Source organism: Pseudomonas sp. G166, assembly GCF_037027455.2.
Classification (GTDB): domain Bacteria; phylum Pseudomonadota; class Gammaproteobacteria; order Pseudomonadales; family Pseudomonadaceae; genus Aquipseudomonas.
In genome coordinates, this window is the sequence record NZ_CP146985.1 from 497215 (window position 1) to 516899 (window position 19685).

A 19685-nucleotide genomic window follows, 5' to 3' on the forward strand; every position below is an offset into this window, starting at 1 on the left:
ATTCAGTGCCAGCGACGGAAGATCAGCGAGGTGTTGACCCCACCAAAGGCGAAGTTGTTGTTCATCACGTATTCGTGACTCATCGCCCGGAATTCGTTGCGCAGGTAATCGAGCTTGCCGCACTGGGGGTCGACCTCGTCGAGGTTGAAGGTGTGCACGTACAGGTCGCGGTTCATCATTTCGATGCTGAACCAGGATTCCAGTGCGCCGCAGGCCCCCAGGGTGTGGCCGAGGAAACTCTTTTGCGAACTGATGGGCATGTGTTCGCCAAACAGGCTGCTGGTGGCCAGGGTTTCGGCGATGTCGCCCTGTTCGGTGGCGGTGCCGTGGCCGTTGACGTAGCCGATGGCAGACGGGGCGAGGCCGGCGTCTTCCAGGGCCAGTTCCATGGCCCGGCGCATGGTGCTCAGTTCGGGACGGGTGGCGTGTTGGCCGTCGGCGTTGCTGCCAAAGCCGACGATTTCGGCATGGATTTTTGCGCCACGGGCCAGGGCGTGTTCCAGTTCTTCGAGTACGAGCATGCCGGCGCCTTCACCGATCACCAGGCCATCACGGCCCTTGTCGTAGGGGCGTGGGCTGGTCTGTGGGGCATCGTTTTTCAGGCTGGTGGCGTAGAGCGCGTCGAAGACCATCGCTTCGGTCGGGCACAGCTCTTCCGCGCCACCGGCCAGCATCAGCGGCAGGCGGCCGAACTTGATCGCCTCGTAGGCGTAGCCGATGCCGTGGCTGCCGCTGGTGCAGGCGCTGGAGGTGGGGATCAGGCGCCCGGTCAGCCCGAAGAAGATGCTGATGTTGGCCGCCGTGGTGTGGGGCATCATCCGCACATAGGAATTGGCGTTCAGCCCTTCGGCCACGCTGTTGAGCAGCATGTTGCCAAAGGCCTTGATCTCGTCGGTGCTGCCGGTGGACGAACCGCAGGACACGCCCATGCGCCCGTCCTTGATCGACTCGTCGCCCAAGAGGCCGGCGTCGGCCAGGGCCTGTTCCGCCGCGCCCACCGCCAGGCGCGAGACCCGGCCCATGCTGCGCAGTTGCTTGCGTGTCCAGTGGGCCGGGACCTGGAAATCATCGATAGGTCCTGCCAGGCGAGTATTGAGTTCGGTGAAGCGATCCCACTCATCCATGCGACGGATGCCGCTGCGGTTGGCGGCGAAGTTGGCGGCGATGGTGTCCCAGTCGCTACCCAGGGAAGTGATGCCGGCCATGCCGGTGACGACGACGCGCTTCATCAGCACAGGCCTCCGTTGACGGCCAGGACCTGGCGGGTGATGTAGCCGGCTTCGGCGGACATCAGGAAATTCACCGCGCCCGCCACCTCTTCTGGAGTGCCCATGCGTTGGGCGGGGATCATTTTCATCAGTTCTTCCACGGGCACGTTTTCATCGAGCATGGCGGTATCGATCAGGCCGGGCGCGACGCAATTGACGGTGATCTTGCGCTTGCCCAACTCGATTGCCAACGCCTTGGCCGCGCCGATCAAACCGGCCTTCGAGGCACTGTAGTTGACCTGGCCGCGGTTGCCGATCAGCCCCGAAACCGAGGTGATGCAGACGATTCGCCCGGCGGCGCGACGACGGATCATCGGCATCATCACCGGATGCAACACGTTGTAGAAACCGTCGAGGTTGGTGCGCATCACGGTGTCCCAGTCATCCTCGCTCAGGGCCGGGAAGGCGCCATCGCGGGTCAGGCCGGCGTTGAGCACCACGCCGTAATAGGCTCCGTGGGTTTCGACATCGGCTTCGAGGATGGCTTTGCACGCGGCGCGGTCGGACACGTCGAATTGCAGCACCCGGGCATTGCGGCCCAGGGCCTGGATTTGCGCCTGGACGGCTTCGGCCTCGGTGCGGCCACTGCGGCAATGCAGCACGATGTCGTGCCCGGCCTGGGCCAGGCGCAGGGCGATGGCACGGCCGATACCACGGCTGGAGCCGGTGACCAGTACGGATTCAGTCATGGCTGGTTTCCTGTTGCGGACGGTTCATGAAGGTATTGGGCGCCATGGGGCGGACGGAACACGTTCAGCCGGGCCGTAGCGTGGATGCCAGGGGCGTGGATGTGGCATTCGAACACGCCCATGCCGTTGTCGTCTTCCAGGGAGCGCACGCCGTGGATGGCCAGCTCGGCGCCGGCGGGAAAATATTCGACGTTGCATTCGAACTTGCGGGTGCCGAGCAGGAACCCCAGCTCCACCGCATCGCCGCGTTGGCGTGCGTGACAACCAGCGAACGCCGCGACACTCTGGGCCATCAGTTCGATGCCGACCCAGGCCGGCAACCCGCCGTCATCGCGGCTGAAGAGGCCGCCGGGTTTGACGGTGGCGTGGGTATGGATCTGCTCGTCATCGAAGGCCAGGATCCGGTCGATGAGAATCATGTCGCCGGCATGGGGCAGCAGTTCGGCGAGTGGCCAGTCAATCATGGGGCGTCTCCGATAATCAGGCTGACGTTGTTGCCGCCGAAGGCGAACGAGTTGCTCATCAGTCGGCGCGGTGAGGTCGGGTTCAGGCGGGTGTTGGCGTTGACCCAGTCCAGTGCAGGCAGCCCGGGATCGGCCTGGCCATCCCAGATATGCGGTGGCAGGGCCTGGGCGGTATTTTGTGTGCTCAGGCTCAACCAGCAAAACGCCGCTTCCAGCGCCCCGGCTGCGCCGAGGGTATGGCCGGTCATCGGCTTGGTGGACGAACATGGCACCCCCGCCGGAAACAGCCCGGCCACTGCCAGGCTTTCCATGGCGTCATTGTGCTGCGTTGCGGTGCCGTGCAGGTTCAAGTAGTCGATCTGGCTGGCCTCGAGGCCCGCGCAGTGCAGGGCCTTTTCCATGGCCTGGCGGGCGCCGCGCCCGGTGGGTTCCGGAGCGGAAATATGGTGGGCATCGGAACTGGCGCCGTCGCCCAGCAAGGCAATCGGTGCACCGTCTCCTGGTGTCTTGCTCATGAGAAACAGCACTGCCGCTTCGCCAATGTTGATACCACTGCGGTTCACCGAAAACGGATTGCAGCGTTCACTCGATACTGCTTCGAGCGCCGAAAAGCCATTGAGGGTCAGCTTGCACAGGCTGTCCACGCCACCGCAGAGCACGGCATCGCACAGGCCCAGGTCCAGCAGGCGACGGGCGCTCATCAAGGCGCGGGCGCTGGAGGTGCAGGCGGTGGAAATCACGTAGGACGGACCGCTCAGGTCGAGCCAGTCGGCGAGAAAGTTGGCCGGCGCGCTGAGTTCCTGTTGCTGGTAATCGTAGCCGTCGGGGAAGCGCTGTTCGCGCAGGTAATGGGCAATGCCGCTACTGGCTTCGTCGATGCCCGAGGTGCTGGTGCCCAGCACGATGCCGATCCGGGCGCGCCCGTAGGCCTGGATGGCCCGGTCGATCTCGGGCCGGATCTGCAAGCCGGCTTCCAGCAACAACTGGTTGTTGCGGCTGCGTTGCGCCGCCAGAGCGTCGGGGATGGCCGCGAGTTCACCCGACACCGAGGCCACCGGCAAGGCACGTTCGGCCACCCAGCCCGCCTCGACCCGCACGCCTGAGCAGTCGCCGGCAAACAGGTTGCGCGCCACGTCATGTTTGTTGCGGCCGAGGGCGCAGATCACCCCGAGGGCATTCAAATAGGCAGTCATGGGGCGCTCTCGGTCAACGGTGTGATGCGGTAGTGCGGGCCTTGGGGCAGGCTCAGTGCGAAATCCAGCGGCCGCTGGTAGCGAACCTGCCAGCGGGCATCGAGGGTTCGCTGCCCATCCTGTTGTCGCGCGGTCGGGTAGTTGCCGGGCAGTTCGGCTTCGGGTGTCAGGGCGAACAACAGCGCGGCGAACAATTCCCGGGCCTCGGCATTGGGTGGCAGCAGACCGTCGGCCTGCCACTTGCCATCGACCAGGCGTTGGCGGGCTACGGGAATGCCCAGCGGGTCCATCATCGACCAGCGGATGCCAGCGGCTTCACGCTGTATCACCAACAGCCAATCCAGACGTTGACCGGCCAGTTGCCGCTCGATGTGCAATTGCAGTGGCAGCGCCAGGGTCGGCGCGCGCGCGGGCAGCGGCGCATGGCTGGCGCAGGCGCTGAGCAGCAACAGGCAGCCGATAAGCAGGGCACGAATCATCCGCTGGCTCCTTCGACGGGCTTGCGAGCCACCACATTGACCAGGGTTTCCTCCCGCTCGCCGAACGGCTTGGGGCGGCGCAGGCCAAAACGCTCCAGCAAGCCGAAGTCCTTGGCGCGACTCCACCACAGATATGGGTAGGACACGTTGCGGGCTTCGAATTGGAAGCCTTGGCTGCGGATCATGTCCAGGTACTGGGCGGCACTTTTCTGCACGTGCATGGGGTGACGGAACAGCCAGCGGATCACCCAGGTATCGATGTAGGCCTCGGTGGATTCGGCGAACATCAGGTAGCCACCGGGCTTGAGTACGCGATAGAACTCGGCGAGGGCTTTTTCCTGCTCCACCAGATGATGGAAGGTCTGGTGGCAGAACAACAGGTCGACGCTGGCATCCGGCACCGCCAACGTCGCGCAATCGCTGCCGATCAGTTCCACGGTCATGCCCTGGCGCGTCGCTTCCTCCAAGCTCAGGTCGAGACTATGGGGGTCGGCGTCGACCCCGATCAGGCGCTGCGGCGTGAACACCTGGCGCAGGTACTGGAACGATTTGCCCTGGCCGCAGCCGGCGTCCAGCAGCACCGGGTTGGCCGGCAGCGGGGTACTGAACAGGTTGCGCAGGTCGTTGATCGCTACCCGCAACACATGGTGCTGCCAGGTGTGGCTGCGCAGGAACCAGAAACCGAAGCGGGTCTCTTCGACGTAGTTGTCGCTCAGGTAGCTCATGGCTGCAGACTCATGGTGCCGGGCTCGCGCAGATTTCCGAGAGCATGCGCAGGCGCCGCTTGGGTTCGCTGACGAACGGGTTGCGCTGATCCCAGGCATAGCCGGCCAGGATCGAGCTGATCATGCGCCGAATGTCGTCCGAGCCTTCGGTGTAGAAAATCACGTCCTGGAACGTGCCGGCGTACCAGCCCTCGACGTAGCAGCGGAAGGTATCGACGCCGCGCTTGAGCGGTTCGGCGAACTCGCTCTGCCAGTCCACGCTCTCGCCTTGCAGCTGGCGATGCAGCACGTCGGCGGCCATGCTCGCCGAGCGCATGGCGATGGTCACACCGGAGGAGAACACCGGGTCGAGGAATTCCGCGGCGTTGCCCAGCAGGGCGAAGCCAGGGCCGTGCAGGGTCTTGACGTTGGCCGAGTAGCCGCCAATGGTCCGCGCCGGGGTATCCCACACCGCGTTCTGCAGCACTCCGGCCAGGCTTGGGGTTTCGTCGATGAAACCGCGCAGGCAGGCGTCTAGGTCGTCGGTGCGGCCGGCGAAATGTTCCGCGGCGGCGACCACGCCCACCGAGCAACGTCCGTCGCTGAACGGAATGGTCCAGAACCACACGTCGCGCTTGCTCGGGTGGGTGGTGATGAGGATCTTTTCGCGGTCGAAGGTCGCAGCGTCGATGCGATCTTCAATGTGGGTGAACACCGCTTGGCGTACCGGAAAATTGGACGGTGCCTCAAGGTCCAGCAGGCGCGGCAAGACTCGCCCGTAGCCGCTGGCGTCGAGCACGAAATCGGCCTCGACCCGGTACTCGCTGCCGTCCTCGCGTTGCACGCCCAGTCGGGGTTTCGGTGCATCGAAATCGACGCTGGCAATGGCTTGGCCATAGCGGATCTCCACACCTTGCAGCGCCGCCTGATCGGCCAGCAACTTGTCGAAGTCCGCGCGCTGCACCTGGAAGGTCGTGGGCTTGCCGTTGCTGAAGGTGTCGCCGAAGTCGAAGGCGCTGTAGCGCTCGCCCCAGGCGAACGCCGCACCGTTCTTGCGCTGGAATCCGGCGGCGTTCACCGCGTCGAGCATGCCGGCCTCTTCGACGAAGTCCAGGCAATGGGACAACAGGCTTTCGCCGATAGAGAACCGTGGGAAATGCTGACGCTCGATGACCAGTACATCGTGGCCCTTGCGCTTGAGCAGTGCGGCCGCGATAGCGCCGGAAGGGCCGGCGCCGATGATGACGACCTGGCGATATTCCGTTTCAGTAACAGGCATTGGAATTCCTCGAATATCCATAGTCATCGTGGGTCTTGTCCTTGAGCGGATATGGGGTGTTCCTGGTGCCCGGCCCACGGCGCCAGCATGAAGCTGAACGCCAGCCCCAGGCTCACCGCCAGGCCGAAATTACTCACCGCCGGTGTGCTGGACAGCGCCAGCAGGCCGAACGACAGCCAGGTGGTGATCGCCGCCAGCAACGTGCCCAGCAGGCTCACCGCCGCGCCGCCGATCTGCTCACGCATCAGGATCGCGTAGTCGACGCCGATGGCCGTCACCAACAACAGGCCGAACAGGCTGAACAGCGTCAACGGCTGCCCCAGCCAGCCGAGGCTCGCCAGGCTGCACAGCGCGGCCAGCAGCGGCAGGGCGACGATGCGCAAGGCACCGCCGACGCCGAATGGCCAGATCAACACCAGCACGATCAGCGCGCAGGACGCCAGTTTCAACTCGGCGGCGCTGATCTGCGTAGCGGCAAACACCCGGTTCAAGTCCCCCAGGCGATCCACCAGTTGGACACCGGGCAGATCCACCGCCTGCACCCGCAGCAGCGCAGCATCGTTCAAACCTTGCAAGCTGATCACCGCCGCCACGCCTTGCGCCGTCGGGCCGAGCCAGAGTGTGCGATACGGCTCGGCCAACGGACCGCTCAGCGCGGCGTCAATGTCGGTCACCGGCAGGGCCTGTAACTGCGCCAGTTCCCCTTGCAGGGCTGCGACCGGGACGCCCAGGTCCAGCAGCGGCTGCCAGAACGTTGGCAGCCGGGCCAGGGCCTCGCGCACTTTCTGCTGTTCGGCCGGCGGGCTGACCAATTGGTTCAGCGACAGGTAGCCCTGGAGTTTTTCCAGGCCGATCAACTGATCCAGGCGTTCGTTGAGGGCGGTCTGGCGCTCCAGCAGCTGTGGCTGGTTATCGGCACGGATCAGGAAGAACTGGCTGGTGGGCTGGAAACCGGTGATGCGGGCGACATCGCGGGCTTCATCGGTCAGGTGCTGGGGCGTGCCGATCCACTGGCGGATGTCGTTTTTCGTGGTCAGGTGCCAGAGCCCGCCCGCGCAGAACGTCAGCAGCAACGCCAGCAGGACCGGCGTGCGCACTCGTTTGAGCAGAGCTTCGCGGGCCTTGAGCAGGTATTGGCAGACCTTGAGCGGCCATTGCGCCGGACGCAGCTCTGCGCCCTTGAGCAGCGCCGGCAGCAGGCAGACCGCGCTCAGGTAGGCGCCGAGCAGGCCGGCAGCGGAAAATATCGCGATCTGGGTCAGGGCCGGGAAAGGCGTCCAAGCCAGGGCCAGGTAACCGATGCAGGTGGTCACAAGGCTCAGGCTCAGCCCCGGCAGGGTCAGGCGCAAGGCCGGCCAACTGCGCCACGGCTTGAGGCTCCAGCTCTTGGACAGGTAGTGCAGCGGGTAATCCACGGCCACGCCGATCAGGCTGGAACCCAACACCAGGGTCATGACATGCATGCGGCCAAACAGGGCCACGCAGGCCACCGCGCCGAACAGCATGCCCACCAACACGGGCACGAACGCCAGCCACACCCGCAGGCGTCGGAAGGCCAGTAACAACAGCAACAGAATACCGACTGTCGCCCCACCGCCGACCCAGGTGATTTCCCGCGATGCCTGTTGCTGGCCGCTGGCGGCGTACAGCAGGCCACTGGCCGCCAGCAGTTGACCTTGGGCCTGGCCGGCCTGATCACGGCTGTGTTGCAGCAACTCGGCCACTTGCAGTGGCAGGTTCATGTCGAAAGCGTTGCCATGGGTGCGGGCCCGCAGCATCACCCAATGTTTGCCGTCGGCTTCGGCGATCAACGCCCCGCTGCCCACGTCCAGTTGTATCGCGCCGCGTTGCGGCTGGCTGTTCTGGATGCGTCCGGTCAGCCCCAGCCAGTCGTCCTGGCTCGGCACCAGGCTGAAGCCGCTGAACGGATCGAACAGGGCCTGTACCCGTTGTTGGATGAACGCCTCGGGCTGGTCGATCAATTGCTGCCGGTCTGCCGTCGAGAGCATCGCCAGCCGACCGTCAAGCAATTGCCTGCGCAGGGCTGGCAGGTCAGCCTGCAACGTCCACTGGACTTTGTCGAACAGGCCGCTGGCCTGCCACTGCTCGCCCAGGTTCTGTGCCAGGGCAATGGCTTGCTGGCGATCCGTGTGACCGACCAGCACGAGCACCTCGCGATTGAGCGGCTCCTGCATGCGTTGTTCGGCGATCAGTTCCAGGGCATCGGGAGACGTACCCGGCACCAGTTCCATGAGGTTGACCGACAGTGGCGCACCGTTGCGCCATTGCCAACCGGCGAGTGCCAGCACTGCCAGCAGCAGGATCAGGAACAGGCGTGGCAACATCCGCTCACTCGGCAAAATCATGTTGCTCCGCTTCGCTCAAGGGTTGCGTGCTGGTAGCGTCCTGCATGCGCAGCACGGTGCTGTCGCCCTGGGTTTCCAGCAGTTCGATGCGCTGCACCAGTTCGCCGCCGTCGATGTTGATCTGGTTGAAGACCTGTTTGAGCAGCACCGAGCGCGGTGTCAGGGTGAGCTTCCATTGTTGCGGCTCACCGGACAGGCTCAGCTCGAAATCCCGTTGCAAGCCACTGCTGTCGCCTTGTAACACCGCCAGGAACAGACGGTTCTGTTCGGCGCCAGCGCTCTTGTTCGGCAGCATTTGCCAGGCGTTGCCATCGCGCCGGGCGATGCCTTGCGCGGTGATGCGGTAGTCCTGTTGCAGCGGGGTTTGCAGCAGCCAGAGCAGGCCGTGGTTTTTTGCCAGGACAAAACGGCCCTTGCTGGTGAGGGGCTGGGGCAGGGCGCGCAGGTGTTTTTCCTGAATGAACTGCCCGTGGATCACGTCCGGGCGGGCCAGTTGCTCACTCAGCTGTTGCAGGTCGAAGGCCTGGGCCAGGGGCGACAGGCAGCACAACAGCAGCCAGGCTGACAGGCGCTTCATGGCAGCTTCCTTTCGACGGCATCGACAAACACCCGGGGCGAGGCCAGCAGCATTTCCCGGCTGGTCATGTCCACGGCCACCTGCACGGAGCTGGCACGGGTCAGGCGTTCGCCGGTTGCCGCGTCGCTGATCAGGTAGTTGATCTTCAGCCGGTTTTCCCATTCCACCAGGCTGGCGCGCACGGTCAGGGTCTGGCCGAACACGGCGCTGCGTACGTAGCGCAGTTGCAGGTCGATGATTGGCCACGCATGGCCGGACTCGAGCATGTCGTTGTAGTTGTGGCCGATCAGGTCGAGCAAGGCGCAGCGGGCCACTTCCAGGTATTTGACGTAATGACCGTGCCAGACCACGTTCATCGAATCGACGTCGAAAAACGGCACCTCGATCCGGGTGTCGACGTGCAGGACTCCCTTACTGCGCATGCAGCCTCCAGTGTTGTGCGGCGATGCGCTGCAGGCACAGGCGCAGTTCGCCTTCCAGGGCACGGTCTTCGATCACCGGTGGGAAGTCCTCGGCCAGTTGTTCGCGCATGGCGGCCAGGGCCGGCGGCAGTGGTCGCGCGTCTTCAGCACGGCTGCGCAGCCACACGCCCTGGTTGGCGGCCAGTAGCGTCGCGGCGGCCACTTGTTCGGTCAGCTCCAGCACGCGGATCGCATCCCGGGCGGCGATGGTGCCCATGCTCACCTTGTCCTGGTTGTGGCATTCGGTGGAGCGTGAGAACACGCTGGCCGGCATGGTGTTTTTCAGGGCTTCGGCGGTCCAGGCGCTGGTGCCGATCTGCACGGCCTTGAAACCATGGTTGAGCATTGCCCGGTCGGCGCTGGCGCCGGACAGGTTGCTCGGCAGGCCATGGTTGTAACGCTCGTCCACCAGCAGCGCGAGTTGCCGATCCAGCAAGTCGGCGACGTTGGCCACCAGGTTCTTCAGGCTGTCCATGGCGAAGGCGATATGCCCGCCGTAGAAATGCCCACCGTGCAGGACCCGCTCGGCTTCGGCGTCGATGATCGGGTTGTCGTTGGCGCTGTTGAGTTCGGTTTCGATGAACGAACGCAGCCAGTTCAGGCTGTCGGCCAGCACGCCGAGCACATGGGGTGCGCAGCGCAGGGAATAGCGATCCTGCAGGCGATGCAGCGGCGCGGTCGGGGCGTCGATCGCCAGGTCCTGGCGCAGCCACGCGGCAACTTGCATCTGCCCTGGGTGTGGCTTGGCGGCGAACAAGCGTTCGTCGAAGTGTTCCGGATTGCCTTGCAGGGCGACGACGTTGAGCGCGGTGATGCGGGTCGCCAGCTGCAGCAGGTAGTCCGCGCGGGCGAAGGCCAGGCAGGCCAGGCCGGTCATCACGGCGGTGCCGTTCATCAGCGCCAGGGCTTCCTTGGGTCGCAGCACCAACGGGGTCCAGCCCAGCTCGCGGTGCACATCGGCGGCCAGACGGCGTTCGCCACGGAACATCACGTCCCGTTCGCCGGACAGGGTCGCGGCGACGTAGGACAGCGGCGTCAGGTCGCCGCTGGCACCCACCGAACCTTCTTCCGGGATCAGCGGCAGGATGTCGTGTTCGAGAAAGGCCTGCAGGCGTTCCAGCAACTCCACCCGTACCCCGGACACGCCGTGGCACAGCGACTGCAAACGCGCCGCCAGCACTGCACGGGTGGCCTGGGCGTCCAGCAGCTTGCCCAGGCCGCAGCCGTGGAACGTATACAAGTGACGTGGCAGGGCTTCGACGTGGTGCAATGGCACGGCCACCACGCAGGAATCGCCGTAACCGGTGGTTACGCCGTAGATCACGCCTTCCTTGTCCAGCAAAGAGTCGAGGAATTGCGCACCCTTGGCGATGCGCTGGCGGAACGCCGGGTCATCCTGCAACTGTGTCGGCGTCTGACGGTTGGCCAGGGCCAAGACATCTTCGATGCGCAAGGGGCGTTCGCCGAAGGTTACCGGCTCAAGAGTGGGCTTCGTCATCGGTCTTCCAGAAAGGGTAAAAGTTGAACCACTGTTGCGGCGCCTGGAGGCAATACTGCGCCAGGCGTTCGGCGTAGCGGCCGGCCCAGAGGGCGATCACTTGCTCGCGGTCGGTGCGTTTCCACGCCACGGCATCGGCGAAGGGCTCGAGGGTGACTCGATAGCGTCCCTCGTGCTTGAGGCACATCAGCAGGTTGACCGGGCATTTCAGCAGGCCGGCCAGCAGCCACGGCCCTTGGGGAAATGCGGCGCGATGGCCCATGAAGTCCACGGTCACACTGCGCCCGCCGTGCAGCGGCACGCGGTCGCCGGCGATTGCCAGCCACTCGCCGCGCTCCAGGCGTTCGCTCAGTTGCAACATGATCAGCGGGTCCAGCTCGCTGACCTGGATCAGCCGCAGGTGCGTGGCACCGGCTTCGCCCAGCAGGCGATTGAACTGCTCGGCGTGCTTGGTGTGCACCAGCACGTTCATGGTCACTTTCTCGCCCAGCTCGGCCAGGGCCCGGCACATCTCCAGGTTGCCCAGGTGTGCGCCCACCAGCATCTGCCCGCGGGTGTCACGCAAGTGATTGCGCAGCAGCGCCTTGTCGACGATTTCGATCTGTTCGATGCTCAGCTTGCCGTTCCAGACATCGAGCTTGTCCAGCAGGGAGTCGGCAAACGCCATGAACTGGCCGAACACCCTCCGGTGGGTCGGACGCAGCTCGGGGCGCTCGCTCCAGTCGGCCAGGCGTTGCTGGTATTGCCAGGCGGCCTGCCGGGCACTGCGACCGAAAACGAAGAAATACAGGACGATGCCGTACAGCAGTGGGCTGAGTAAACGGCGGCCCAGCACCTTGGCGGCGAACGCGGTGAATTTCATCAGCCAGAAACTGCCGCGTTCCTGGCGGTCGGCCCAGTGTTGCTTATCTGCCTGAAGGCTCATGCCCGCCACCGTCGCCAGAGAATCATGGGAGAACGCACCAGCATGCCGAAGAACAACCGGGTGTGCATGCTGGAAATCAGCACGTTGTCGTGGAACAGGCGAAAGTGCGAGACACCGTCCTGGGGGTAATGAACCCGGGTGTGTAGCCAGCGCATCGGTTGATTGCGCCAAGCCAGGCGTACGAGGATGTCGGAGTCGAAGTCCATGCGTTTGCCGATGTTCGCCGAGTCGATCAGCGCCAGGGTCGGTGGCAAGGGATAGACCCGAAAGCCACACATGGAGTCGCGGATTTGCAGGGACAGGCTGTTGATCCAGACCATGACGTGCGTCAGGTAGCGCGCGTACAGACGGCCTTTCGGCACGCTGGCGTCGTAGTGCGGATAACCACAGATCACCGCGTCCGGGTGGGCACGGGATTGCTCGATGAAGGTTTTCACGTCGCCAAGGTCGTGCTGCCCGTCGGCGTCCACCTGCAAGGCGTGGCTGAAACCCAGGCGCGAAGCCTCCCTTAAGCCGGTCATCACCGCGCCGCCCTTGCCCTGGTTGACGGCCAGCCTGATCAGATGAACCTGCTCGTCTTCGGCCAATTGCTCCAGCACGGACGCGCAGGCGGGGCTGCTGGCGTCGTCCACCAGCACACAGGGCAGGCCGTTGGTGAGCAACGCCTGGACCACCGCCGTGATGGCGGTTTCGTGGTTGTAGACCGGGATGACGGCGCAGGGGTTATGCATATTTTTCACCTGCCGCCCATTTATTGTGGCGAGGGGATTTAGCGAAACGTCGCATCGTCCCACTCGAGTGCGAAGCGCTCACCATCGGTCTGTGTCGTTGCACAGAATTTGGGGTTGCTGCGCAACCCAGCGGGGATAAATCCCTTCGCCACAGGAGTGCAGCGGTGCGGTTAGTCATCGGCCACCCCCAACACAATTCGCCCACTGGAACAGGCCGCCGTGTCATTGCGATAGGCGAAATACAGCTTGCCGCGCTCACGGTCGAAGCGCAGGTGCAGTTGGATTTCATCGCCGGGGCGAACCAGTTGCTGGAACTTCAGCACTTCCATGCCGACGAACCGGGGCGGCAAGTCCAGCAGTTGTCGGCCCAGGCTCATGGCCCAATCGACTTGCACCACGCCGGGCAGCACCGGTGCGGTGGGGAAATGGCCGCTGAAGTACGCCAGGTCAGGCGGCACGACCAGTTGCAAGCTCCATTCACCGTTGGTTTCGACTTGGTCCAGCACTTCGGGGGCCTTGGGACGCGGCGACATCAGCAGGGCTTCGACTTCGGCCTGGGGCAACTTGCCTTGGGCATTGAGCGGTAACTGCCGCAGCCAGCGCCAGCGTCGAGGCAGGGCGAGGGTTTCGCAATGCTCGCTCAGGTGCTTGCGCAGGCCTTCGGTAACAGCGCGCCGGCCCAGGTTGCGCAAGGCGTGCAAGCCGTTTTCGCTCAGCACCAGCAGTGCGCCAAGGGAGGCGCGCTTCTCCTGCACTACCCCCAGCCGCGCTTCGCTGACCCAGTCATGAGCCACCAGCGCCTGTTCCAACATCGGCAGGGAAATGCGTTTTTCTTCGAGCTTGACGATACGGTCCAAGCGTCCGAGTAACTCGAAACGTCCGTCCGCGGCGATTCGCGCTGCGTCGGCGGTGTGTTCCACATGGCCGGCCGGCAAGTAAGGTGAAGCGATCAGCAAGGCACCGTCGCGGTCCTGGCTCAACTCGACACCGGTAAACGGTTGCCACGGTTCGGTGCCTTGGCGCCAGGCAATGCCGCCGGTTTCCGAACTGCCGAAAATCTCCGTCGGCCATTGCCCCAAGCGCTGTTGCAGGCTTTGGGCGGCCTCGGCCGGCAAGGCGCCACCGGAGGAAAACACCCGGCGCACGCTGCTCAAGGCCGGCCAATCGAGGTTGTCACCCATGCGCTTGAGCAGCGCCGGGCTGGCGACCCAGGCGAAGGCCGGGTACTCGCGGCTGGCGCGCTGCAGGTCCTCCGGGAAGGCCAACTGCCGCCGCACGAACGCCCGCCCGGCGCACAGTGGCCACAGCACTCGGAACAGCAGGCCGTAGATGTGCTGGGTGGCGACGCTGCCGATCATGCAGGCCGGGCCCAGGTCGGCGCCCCACAACTGCTCCAAGGCGTGGACTTCGTTACTCAACTGGCGCAGGTTTTTCTCGATGCGCTTGGGCTCGCCGCTGGAGCCGGAGGTGCACAGGCTCAGCCAGCAGTGGTCGAGGTCCAGTTCGGCGGCGTCCAGTGGGGCCAGGCGCAAGTCGCCAGGCTGCGTGTCTGCGGGCTGGTCGGTCAGCCACAGGTCGACCTCCGCCGACCAGCGCTGGCGGGTTTGCGCTTGCAAATCGGCCGGCAGTAGCACGCTGGCCCCGGCGCGCCAGGCGCCCAGCAGGGCTGCGGCCAATTCGGCCGCGTCTTCCAGGTGCACGGCCACCCGCCGTACGCCCCGGGCTTGCAGGCCGGCGGCCAGGCGCAACGCATCGTCGCGCAACTGCGAATGGTCCAGCGCCGGATCGACGGTAATAGCGCGCTCCGGCTCAGCCCCGAGCAACATCTGCTCAAGTGTTATCCAATTCATGGGCGGCCTCTTACCCGTTGTCGTATGAGCCATTCAATGGCAAACAGCAGCCCCATCAATCCGTAGGAAATCAGGCCGGTGTACAACATCCACCAGCTCAGCGGCGCCCACAGGGTCAGGGCGGCGGCGAGCAAACCGTTACACAGGAAAAATACACTCCAGGCCACTGTGACCTGGCGGGTGTACACCACCGCCTTGGCTGGCAGTTGCGGTTCGCGCAGGCGGGCCAGGCGTTCGATCATCGGCGGGCCATACTTCAGGCTCAGGACGAACAGCCCGAGCATGAAGGCGCTGATCAGCACCGGATACCAGCGCAGCAGGAGCGGGCTGTCGAACAGCGCCAGCAGCAGGCAAAACACGATGGCCGTGGCCGCCATCCAGCGGCTGCCGGGCCCGCCCTTGCCGAGCAATGCCCGGGCCAGCCACAGGCTACCCAGTAGCAGGCCGAACTGCCACGGGGCGAAATGCTCCATGCCGAAATACACCGCAAAGGGGTACAGCAGGCCCGCCAGCAGCAGGCCCAGGCCAATCAGCCGGCTCATGCGGCCGGTTGGACCAGTCGATAGACCGCCTCGACCACGTCATTGACGGTACGCACTGACTTGAATTCTTCAGCGGCGATTTTCTTGCCGGTCTGACGCTTGATGTGGTCGATCAGGTCGACCGCGTCGATGCTGTCGATTTCCAGGTCCTGGTACAGGTTCGATTCCAGCGTTACGCGTTCAGGGGCCAGTTCGAAAAGCTCGACCAGAGCATCGCGCAGGGTATTGAAAATGTCGTCACGAGTTTGCATGGTCCGGTCTCAGGGGCGTTTTGCAGTGACGAAGGCCGCAAGGCTTGCCACATTGCTGAAATGGTTACGGGTGTCCTTGGCGTCGGCATCTATCTTGATGCCGTACTCCTTCTGGATGGCCAGGCCTAGCTCCAGGGCATCCACCGAGTCCAGGCCCAGGCCTTCGCCGAACAGGGTCTGGTGGTCGCCGATGTCGTCGATGTCGATGTCCTCCAGGCCTAGGGCATCGATGATCAACTGTTTGATATCGATGATCAGCTGTTTGGTGTCACGGTGCAGATCGCTCATCTTCGGCGAGCTCCTTGATGAAATAGTGATGCAAAAAATCGTTGAGCCGGCGCGAAGCCTGAGGTGGCGGGCCAAGCGCGGCAAAGGCCTGTGGATCTATATCGGCCCCCACATGAAAACTGAAGTGCACGCGGCGATGGGGGATGCGATACCAGGGTTCGGCCTTGGTCAGGGTGGTGGGGCAGACCTTGATGGTGACGGGGGTGAGGATTTTCGCACCGCGCAGGGCAATGGCCGCCGCGCCCCGATGAAAGGCTGGTGCATGGCCGGGTTGGGTGCGCGTACCTTCGGGAAACACGATCAGGCTCTGGCCGTCTTGCAGGGCATCGCTGGCGGCATCGAGCATGTCCATGCTGCCGTCGTTGCTGATGTATTGGGTCGAGCGCAGCGGCCCGCGGGTAAAGGGGTTGTCCCACAGGCTTTGCTTGACCACACAGTTGGCGTCGGGCACCAGCCCGATCAGGAACACCACGTCGATCAGCGACGGGTGGTTGGCGATGATCATCTGCCCGGGGCGGCCGAGTTTTTCGGCACCGTCGATCTGATAGGTGAGCACACCGGTGCGGGCCATGAACCGGATAAAAAACCAGAACAGCCGTCCGACCGTACGACGGGCCCGTTGTCGATGGGCTTGGGCATCGCCGGGCAGCCAGGCCAGCAACGGAAACACCAGCAAGCGCAGGCACAGCCCGCCGAGCCCGAACAGGGCAAAGCTTGCGGCGGTCGCGAACAGGCGCCAGTAATAGGCGTCGCGATGTTTACCGGTCATCGGCTGCGTTGCCAGGTCCATACACGATTCTTCCAGGCATGTTGGCAGGTGGTTGCGTTGTCCAGCAGCGTACGCAACAGATCCAGGGCATGGGGCCAGTCGCTACCAGGCATTTGGCCAGCCGCCGCGCACAGGTCCAATTGCCAGTCATTGCCCGGGGTCAGCAGCAGGCCTACCGCATAGGGAAAGGGGACGTCGTTGACCCAGGGGGCATACACGTGTGGTGGTTGTTCTTCGGTGATCACCAGCAGCACGGCCGGTGCGCCTTCGTTCAACAGTGCGGCAGCTTCCAGCACGCCGTGCTCCAGCCCGTCGCCAGTGGCGGCCAGGGCGGTCATCTCGCTGGTTTCGCCGCGCATGATCGACCATAGGCCGATTACCGCGTTATGCACCGACAGGCTGAATTGGGTAGGCGACAAGGGTTGGTCGGCCGCCAGGTCCTTGAGAATCTCGAAAGTGCGCGGGGTTTCGCCATGGCGGGAAATAAAGACCAACGGTAGATCTGGCAGGCCCTCGGCCAGTGGCCAGCCAACACTGAAGGCCATCCGCGCCAGGCGGCTGAGGCGTCGGCGTTGCATGGCCGGCAGGAACGATACGTCAGGGGCGGCATCGCTGAGCGGCAACACGACCGGCTGTCGGCTCCAGGCCTGCCAGTCGTCCACGCTTTCGAGCCCAGGGGCCCACGCGCGCCATTGGGCGATATTGAAATTGATCACAAAATTCATCCCACCCCTGCGGGCTTTTATTGTCACGGCTCAGTGGTTTGACCCGCGTCCAACCCTGCATGGTCTTGCGACCCAAGTGGCGCGCATTATCCCGGTGCGATTGGCTTGTAGCAAATACTGGTTACATTTTGCCCAACGAAATGTACGGCTTGGTCCAGTCGCGAATTATTGTCGCGATCATTGCCGGCCTGTCTGTCGGTTCTTTCTGTCTTTTCCGGGCGAATTGACGTTTCGATTGTTGGAAAAGCCACTGTTGCCGTAGTCCTTCTACGCAGAAGGTAGCTAAGCGGCATCGCGGCCAACTACACTCGGGAATCTTTGATACACGGAGGTTTTGACATGCGGCGTGTGGTGTTCAATCAGAAAGGTGGCGTGGGCAAATCCAGCATCGCCTGCAATCTGGCGGCGGTCAGCGCCAGCGAGGGGTATCGCACGCTGTTGGTGGACCTGGATGCCCAGGCCAACTCCACGCAATACCTGACGGGCCTGACCGGCGATGACATTCCCATGGGGATTGCCGACTTCTTCAAGCAAACCCTGTCATCCGGGCCCTTTTCGAAAAAGAACAAGGTGGATATCTACGAAACGCCGTTCGACAACCTGCACGTCATTACCGCCACCGCTGAACTGACGGATCTGCAGCCCAAGCTTGAGGCCAAGCACAAGATCAACAAGCTGCGCAAACTGCTTGAAGAGCTGGAAGAGGATTACGATCGGATCTATCTGGATACCCCGCCAGCGCTGAATTTCTATGCGGTTTCAGCGTTGATCGCCGCCGACCGGGTGCTGATCCCCTTCGACTGTGACAGCTTCTCCCGACAGGCGCTGTATGGGTTGCTGGCGGAAATCGAAGAGCTCAAGGACGACCATAACGAAGGCTTGGAAGTCGAAGGCATCGTGGTCAACCAGTTCCAGGCCCGCGCCAGCCTGCCGCAGCAGATCCTCGACGAATTGATTGCCGAAGGCTTGCCGGTATTGCCGGTGTACCTGAGCAGCTCGGTGCGCATGCGCGAATCCCACCAGGCCAGCCTGCCGTTGATTCACCTGGACCCGCGGCACAAGCTGACCCTGCAGTTCGTGGAGTTGCATGGGTTGCTCGAAGGCGCCTGATTGATCGAGATCTACTGTGGGAGCGAGCTTGCTCGCGATGACGGCGGCACATTCAACATGAAGGTTGTTTGTCAGTCCGCTATCGCGAGCAAGCTCGCTCCCACATGAGTGCTTTGATTCAAATCCCCTGGCTACGCAACCAACCCATCAACTGCGGCAACGGCAACGCCCCGCTCTGGCGCGCGACTTCCCGACCGTCCTTGAACAGAATCAGGCTGGGAATCGAGCGGATCCCCAACTGCGCCGATAACTGTTGATTGGCCTCGCTGTCGAGCTTGGCCATCCGGCATTTGCCCGTCAGTTGCGCGGCGGCCTGTTCGAACACGGGCGCGAAGGCCTTGCAGGGCCCGCACCAATCGGCCCAGACATCCACCAGCAGCGGCAGGTCGCCCTTGATCTGGCTGGCGTAGTCGCCTTGCTTGAGTTCGAACGGCTTGTTCAATAGCACCTGGGCCTTGCAGCGCCCGCACTTGGGCTGGTCGCCCAGGCGTTCGGCGGGGATGCGGTTGAGCCCGTTGCAGTGGGGGCAGGGGATCAGCATCAGGTCAGTCTCCAGAAAAAAATCATCGATATAGATTGAACACTATATAGAAACCACCGCAAAAACCTGTGGGAGCGAGCTTGCTCGCGATTGCGGTCTACCAGTCAATGATGCATCGACTATCAGACTGCTATCGCGAGCAAGCTCGCTCCCACAGGGTCGCTTATTGCTGCCGCTTATTTAGCGTTGGTCAGCGTGTTGTAGCTGGTCATCAGGTTGCGGTAGTCCGGGATGTGGTTGGAGAACAAGGTCGCCAGCCCTTCCACATCGTTGCGCCAGTCGCGGTGCAGTTCGCAAGCCAGGCCGAACCAGGTCATCAGTTGCGCACCCGAGGAAGACATGCGGTCCCAGGCCGATTGACGGGTCAGCTCGTTGAAGGTACCGGAGGCATCGGTGACCACGAACACCTCGAAACCTTCGGCCAGGGCCGACAGGGCCGGGAAGGCCACGCAGACCTCAGTGACGACGCCGGCGATGATCAGTTGCTTCTTGCCGGTGGCCTTGATCGCCTTGACGAAATCTTCGTTGTCCCAGGCGTTGATCTGGCCGGGACGGGCGATGTACGGCGCATCCGGGAACAGGGTCTTGAGTTCTGGCATCAGCGGGCCGTTGGGGCCTGTTTCGAAGCTGGTGGTGAGGATGGTTGGCAACTTGAAGTATTTGGCCAGGTCGGCCAGGGCCAGCACGTTGTTCTTGAAGCGGTCCGGGTCGATGTCACGCACCAGGGACAGCAGGCCAGCCTGGTGGTCTACCAGCAGAACGGCGGCGTTATCTTTGTCGAGACGGTTGTAGGAAGTAGTCATGGCTTAGCCCTCATTAAGTTTTGGTTGCCGAAGGTTTCGGCGTGGTTAAGGTTTTTAATGTCGGTGTAGCGATTGATCGGTGACTCATCCGGTCGAAGCGCTCCGGCGTCAATCCGTGTTGCGTTTCGATGGGTGTAGATTAAAACTGGCACCTTTGATGCGCTAGACTGCG

Annotated in this window: 22 protein-coding genes; 1 reads left to right on the forward strand and 21 read right to left on the reverse strand. The window is 63.5% G+C overall.

Annotated features, from left to right (window positions below; genetic code table 11):
* Positions 1-2: 2 nt before the first annotated feature.
* The 19 genes from SGN16_RS02195 to SGN16_RS02285 form a co-directional block, all read right to left on the reverse strand.
* Positions 3-1229, reverse strand: coding sequence for a beta-ketoacyl-ACP synthase (locus tag SGN16_RS02195; protein WP_210642497.1), 1227 nt, complete (start codon positions 1227-1229; stop codon positions 3-5).
* Positions 1229-1957, reverse strand: a complete 729-nt coding sequence (fabG, locus tag SGN16_RS02200; protein WP_335943773.1) for a 3-oxoacyl-ACP reductase FabG — start codon at positions 1955-1957, stop codon at positions 1229-1231. The genes SGN16_RS02195 and fabG overlap by 1 nt, the downstream gene beginning before the upstream one ends.
* A complete protein-coding gene (locus SGN16_RS02205) occupies positions 1954-2421 on the reverse strand; it encodes a hotdog family protein (protein ID WP_210642499.1) in 468 nt (155 codons plus the stop codon). The genes fabG and SGN16_RS02205 overlap by 4 nt, the downstream gene beginning before the upstream one ends.
* Positions 2418-3614: a beta-ketoacyl-[acyl-carrier-protein] synthase family protein gene (locus tag SGN16_RS02210; protein ID WP_335943774.1), complete on the reverse strand. Its 1197-nt coding sequence runs from the start codon at positions 3612-3614 to the stop codon at positions 2418-2420. Before SGN16_RS02210 ends, SGN16_RS02205 begins: the two co-directional genes overlap by 4 nt.
* A complete protein-coding gene (locus SGN16_RS02215; protein WP_335943775.1) occupies positions 3611-4093 on the reverse strand; it encodes a hypothetical protein in 483 nt (160 codons plus the stop codon). Before SGN16_RS02215 ends, SGN16_RS02210 begins: the two co-directional genes overlap by 4 nt.
* Complete coding sequence (locus SGN16_RS02220) at positions 4090-4818, reverse strand: methyltransferase domain-containing protein (protein ID WP_335943776.1); 729 nt, start codon at positions 4816-4818, stop codon at positions 4090-4092. The genes SGN16_RS02215 and SGN16_RS02220 overlap by 4 nt, the downstream gene beginning before the upstream one ends.
* Positions 4819-4828: 10 nt before the next feature.
* Complete coding sequence (locus SGN16_RS02225) at positions 4829-6076, reverse strand: NAD(P)/FAD-dependent oxidoreductase (RefSeq protein ID WP_210642503.1); 1248 nt, start codon at positions 6074-6076, stop codon at positions 4829-4831.
* A gap of 23 nt (positions 6077-6099) precedes the next feature.
* Positions 6100-8442 (reverse strand): hypothetical protein, encoded by a 2343-nt coding sequence (locus SGN16_RS02230; protein ID WP_210642504.1) that lies wholly within the window; start codon positions 8440-8442, stop codon positions 6100-6102.
* Positions 8426-9019, reverse strand: coding sequence for an outer membrane lipoprotein carrier protein LolA (locus SGN16_RS02235; protein WP_210642505.1), 594 nt, complete (start codon positions 9017-9019; stop codon positions 8426-8428). Before SGN16_RS02235 ends, SGN16_RS02230 begins: the two co-directional genes overlap by 17 nt.
* A complete protein-coding gene (locus SGN16_RS02240) occupies positions 9016-9441 on the reverse strand; it encodes an acyl-CoA thioesterase (RefSeq protein WP_335943777.1) in 426 nt (141 codons plus the stop codon). Before SGN16_RS02240 ends, SGN16_RS02235 begins: the two co-directional genes overlap by 4 nt.
* The gene (locus SGN16_RS02245) at positions 9431-10978 is read right to left on the reverse strand and encodes an aromatic amino acid ammonia-lyase (RefSeq protein WP_335943778.1); all 1548 of its coding nucleotides are present in this window, start codon (positions 10976-10978) and stop codon (positions 9431-9433) included. The genes SGN16_RS02240 and SGN16_RS02245 overlap by 11 nt, the downstream gene beginning before the upstream one ends.
* Entirely contained in the window at positions 10959-11903 is a 945-nt protein-coding gene (locus tag SGN16_RS02250; RefSeq protein ID WP_210642508.1) for a glycosyl transferase, read from the reverse strand. Before SGN16_RS02250 ends, SGN16_RS02245 begins: the two co-directional genes overlap by 20 nt.
* Complete coding sequence (locus SGN16_RS02255; RefSeq protein ID WP_335943779.1) at positions 11900-12634, reverse strand: glycosyltransferase family 2 protein; 735 nt, start codon at positions 12632-12634, stop codon at positions 11900-11902. The genes SGN16_RS02250 and SGN16_RS02255 overlap by 4 nt, the downstream gene beginning before the upstream one ends.
* Positions 12635-12804: 170 nt before the next feature.
* Positions 12805-14484 (reverse strand): AMP-binding protein, encoded by a 1680-nt coding sequence (locus SGN16_RS02260; RefSeq protein ID WP_335943780.1) that lies wholly within the window; start codon positions 14482-14484, stop codon positions 12805-12807.
* Complete coding sequence (locus SGN16_RS02265) at positions 14481-15026, reverse strand: hypothetical protein (protein WP_210642511.1); 546 nt, start codon at positions 15024-15026, stop codon at positions 14481-14483. The genes SGN16_RS02260 and SGN16_RS02265 overlap by 4 nt, the downstream gene beginning before the upstream one ends.
* Positions 15023-15277, reverse strand: coding sequence for an acyl carrier protein (locus tag SGN16_RS02270; RefSeq protein ID WP_134922557.1), 255 nt, complete (start codon positions 15275-15277; stop codon positions 15023-15025). The genes SGN16_RS02265 and SGN16_RS02270 overlap by 4 nt, the downstream gene beginning before the upstream one ends.
* 9 nt (positions 15278-15286) lie before the next feature.
* Positions 15287-15565 (reverse strand): phosphopantetheine-binding protein, encoded by a 279-nt coding sequence (locus SGN16_RS02275; RefSeq protein ID WP_210642512.1) that lies wholly within the window; start codon positions 15563-15565, stop codon positions 15287-15289.
* Complete coding sequence (locus SGN16_RS02280) at positions 15546-16355, reverse strand: lysophospholipid acyltransferase family protein (RefSeq protein ID WP_210642513.1); 810 nt, start codon at positions 16353-16355, stop codon at positions 15546-15548. The genes SGN16_RS02275 and SGN16_RS02280 overlap by 20 nt, the downstream gene beginning before the upstream one ends.
* The gene (locus tag SGN16_RS02285; protein WP_335943781.1) at positions 16331-17059 is read right to left on the reverse strand and encodes a beta-ketoacyl synthase chain length factor; all 729 of its coding nucleotides are present in this window, start codon (positions 17057-17059) and stop codon (positions 16331-16333) included. The genes SGN16_RS02280 and SGN16_RS02285 overlap by 25 nt, the downstream gene beginning before the upstream one ends.
* 339 nt (positions 17060-17398) lie before the next feature.
* Between SGN16_RS02285 and SGN16_RS02290 the strand changes: the two genes are divergently transcribed.
* Positions 17399-18169 (forward strand): ParA family protein, encoded by a 771-nt coding sequence (locus tag SGN16_RS02290; RefSeq protein WP_335943782.1) that lies wholly within the window; start codon positions 17399-17401, stop codon positions 18167-18169.
* A 118-nt stretch (positions 18170-18287) separates the two neighbouring features.
* On the opposite strand, the gene trxC is transcribed toward SGN16_RS02290, so the two are convergent.
* Positions 18288-18710, reverse strand: coding sequence for a thioredoxin TrxC (gene trxC, locus SGN16_RS02295; protein ID WP_210642516.1), 423 nt, complete (start codon positions 18708-18710; stop codon positions 18288-18290).
* Positions 18711-18886: 176 nt separating this feature from the next.
* Complete coding sequence (gene ycaC, locus SGN16_RS02300) at positions 18887-19513, reverse strand: isochorismate family cysteine hydrolase YcaC (protein WP_109752086.1); 627 nt, start codon at positions 19511-19513, stop codon at positions 18887-18889.
* Positions 19514-19685 lie beyond the last annotated feature (172 nt).

Coding starts and splice junctions, on each gene's coding strand:
- SGN16_RS02285 (WP_335943781.1), bottom strand. CDS start 17,059: ATGAATTTTGTGATCAATTTCAATATCGCCCAATGGCGCGCGTGGGCC.
- SGN16_RS02225 (WP_210642503.1), bottom strand. CDS start 6,076: ATGCCTGTTACTGAAACGGAATATCGCCAGGTCGTCATCATCGGCGCC.
- SGN16_RS02195 (WP_210642497.1), bottom strand. CDS start 1,229: ATGAAGCGCGTCGTCGTCACCGGCATGGCCGGCATCACTTCCCTGGGT.
- fabG (WP_335943773.1), bottom strand. CDS start 1,957: ATGACTGAATCCGTACTGGTCACCGGCTCCAGCCGTGGTATCGGCCGT.
- SGN16_RS02245 (WP_335943778.1), bottom strand. CDS start 10,978: ATGACGAAGCCCACTCTTGAGCCGGTAACCTTCGGCGAACGCCCCTTG.
- SGN16_RS02260 (WP_335943780.1), bottom strand. CDS start 14,484: ATGAATTGGATAACACTTGAGCAGATGTTGCTCGGGGCTGAGCCGGAG.
- SGN16_RS02220 (WP_335943776.1), bottom strand. CDS start 4,818: ATGAGCTACCTGAGCGACAACTACGTCGAAGAGACCCGCTTCGGTTTC.
- SGN16_RS02230 (WP_210642504.1), bottom strand. CDS start 8,442: ATGATTTTGCCGAGTGAGCGGATGTTGCCACGCCTGTTCCTGATCCTG.
- SGN16_RS02205 (WP_210642499.1), bottom strand. CDS start 2,421: ATGATTGACTGGCCACTCGCCGAACTGCTGCCCCATGCCGGCGACATG.
- SGN16_RS02275 (WP_210642512.1), bottom strand. CDS start 15,565: ATGAGCGATCTGCACCGTGACACCAAACAGCTGATCATCGATATCAAA.
- SGN16_RS02255 (WP_335943779.1), bottom strand. CDS start 12,634: ATGCATAACCCCTGCGCCGTCATCCCGGTCTACAACCACGAAACCGCC.
- trxC (WP_210642516.1), bottom strand. CDS start 18,710: ATGCTGATCCCCTGCCCCCACTGCAACGGGCTCAACCGCATCCCCGCC.
- ycaC (WP_109752086.1), bottom strand. CDS start 19,513: ATGACTACTTCCTACAACCGTCTCGACAAAGATAACGCCGCCGTTCTG.
- SGN16_RS02250 (WP_210642508.1), bottom strand. CDS start 11,903: ATGAGCCTTCAGGCAGATAAGCAACACTGGGCCGACCGCCAGGAACGC.
- SGN16_RS02290 (WP_335943782.1), top strand. CDS start 17,399: ATGCGGCGTGTGGTGTTCAATCAGAAAGGTGGCGTGGGCAAATCCAGC.
- SGN16_RS02265 (WP_210642511.1), bottom strand. CDS start 15,026: ATGAGCCGGCTGATTGGCCTGGGCCTGCTGCTGGCGGGCCTGCTGTAC.
- SGN16_RS02235 (WP_210642505.1), bottom strand. CDS start 9,019: ATGAAGCGCCTGTCAGCCTGGCTGCTGTTGTGCTGCCTGTCGCCCCTG.
- SGN16_RS02210 (WP_335943774.1), bottom strand. CDS start 3,614: ATGACTGCCTATTTGAATGCCCTCGGGGTGATCTGCGCCCTCGGCCGC.
- SGN16_RS02240 (WP_335943777.1), bottom strand. CDS start 9,441: ATGCGCAGTAAGGGAGTCCTGCACGTCGACACCCGGATCGAGGTGCCG.
- SGN16_RS02280 (WP_210642513.1), bottom strand. CDS start 16,355: ATGGACCTGGCAACGCAGCCGATGACCGGTAAACATCGCGACGCCTAT.
- SGN16_RS02270 (WP_134922557.1), bottom strand. CDS start 15,277: ATGCAAACTCGTGACGACATTTTCAATACCCTGCGCGATGCTCTGGTC.
- SGN16_RS02215 (WP_335943775.1), bottom strand. CDS start 4,093: ATGATTCGTGCCCTGCTTATCGGCTGCCTGTTGCTGCTCAGCGCCTGC.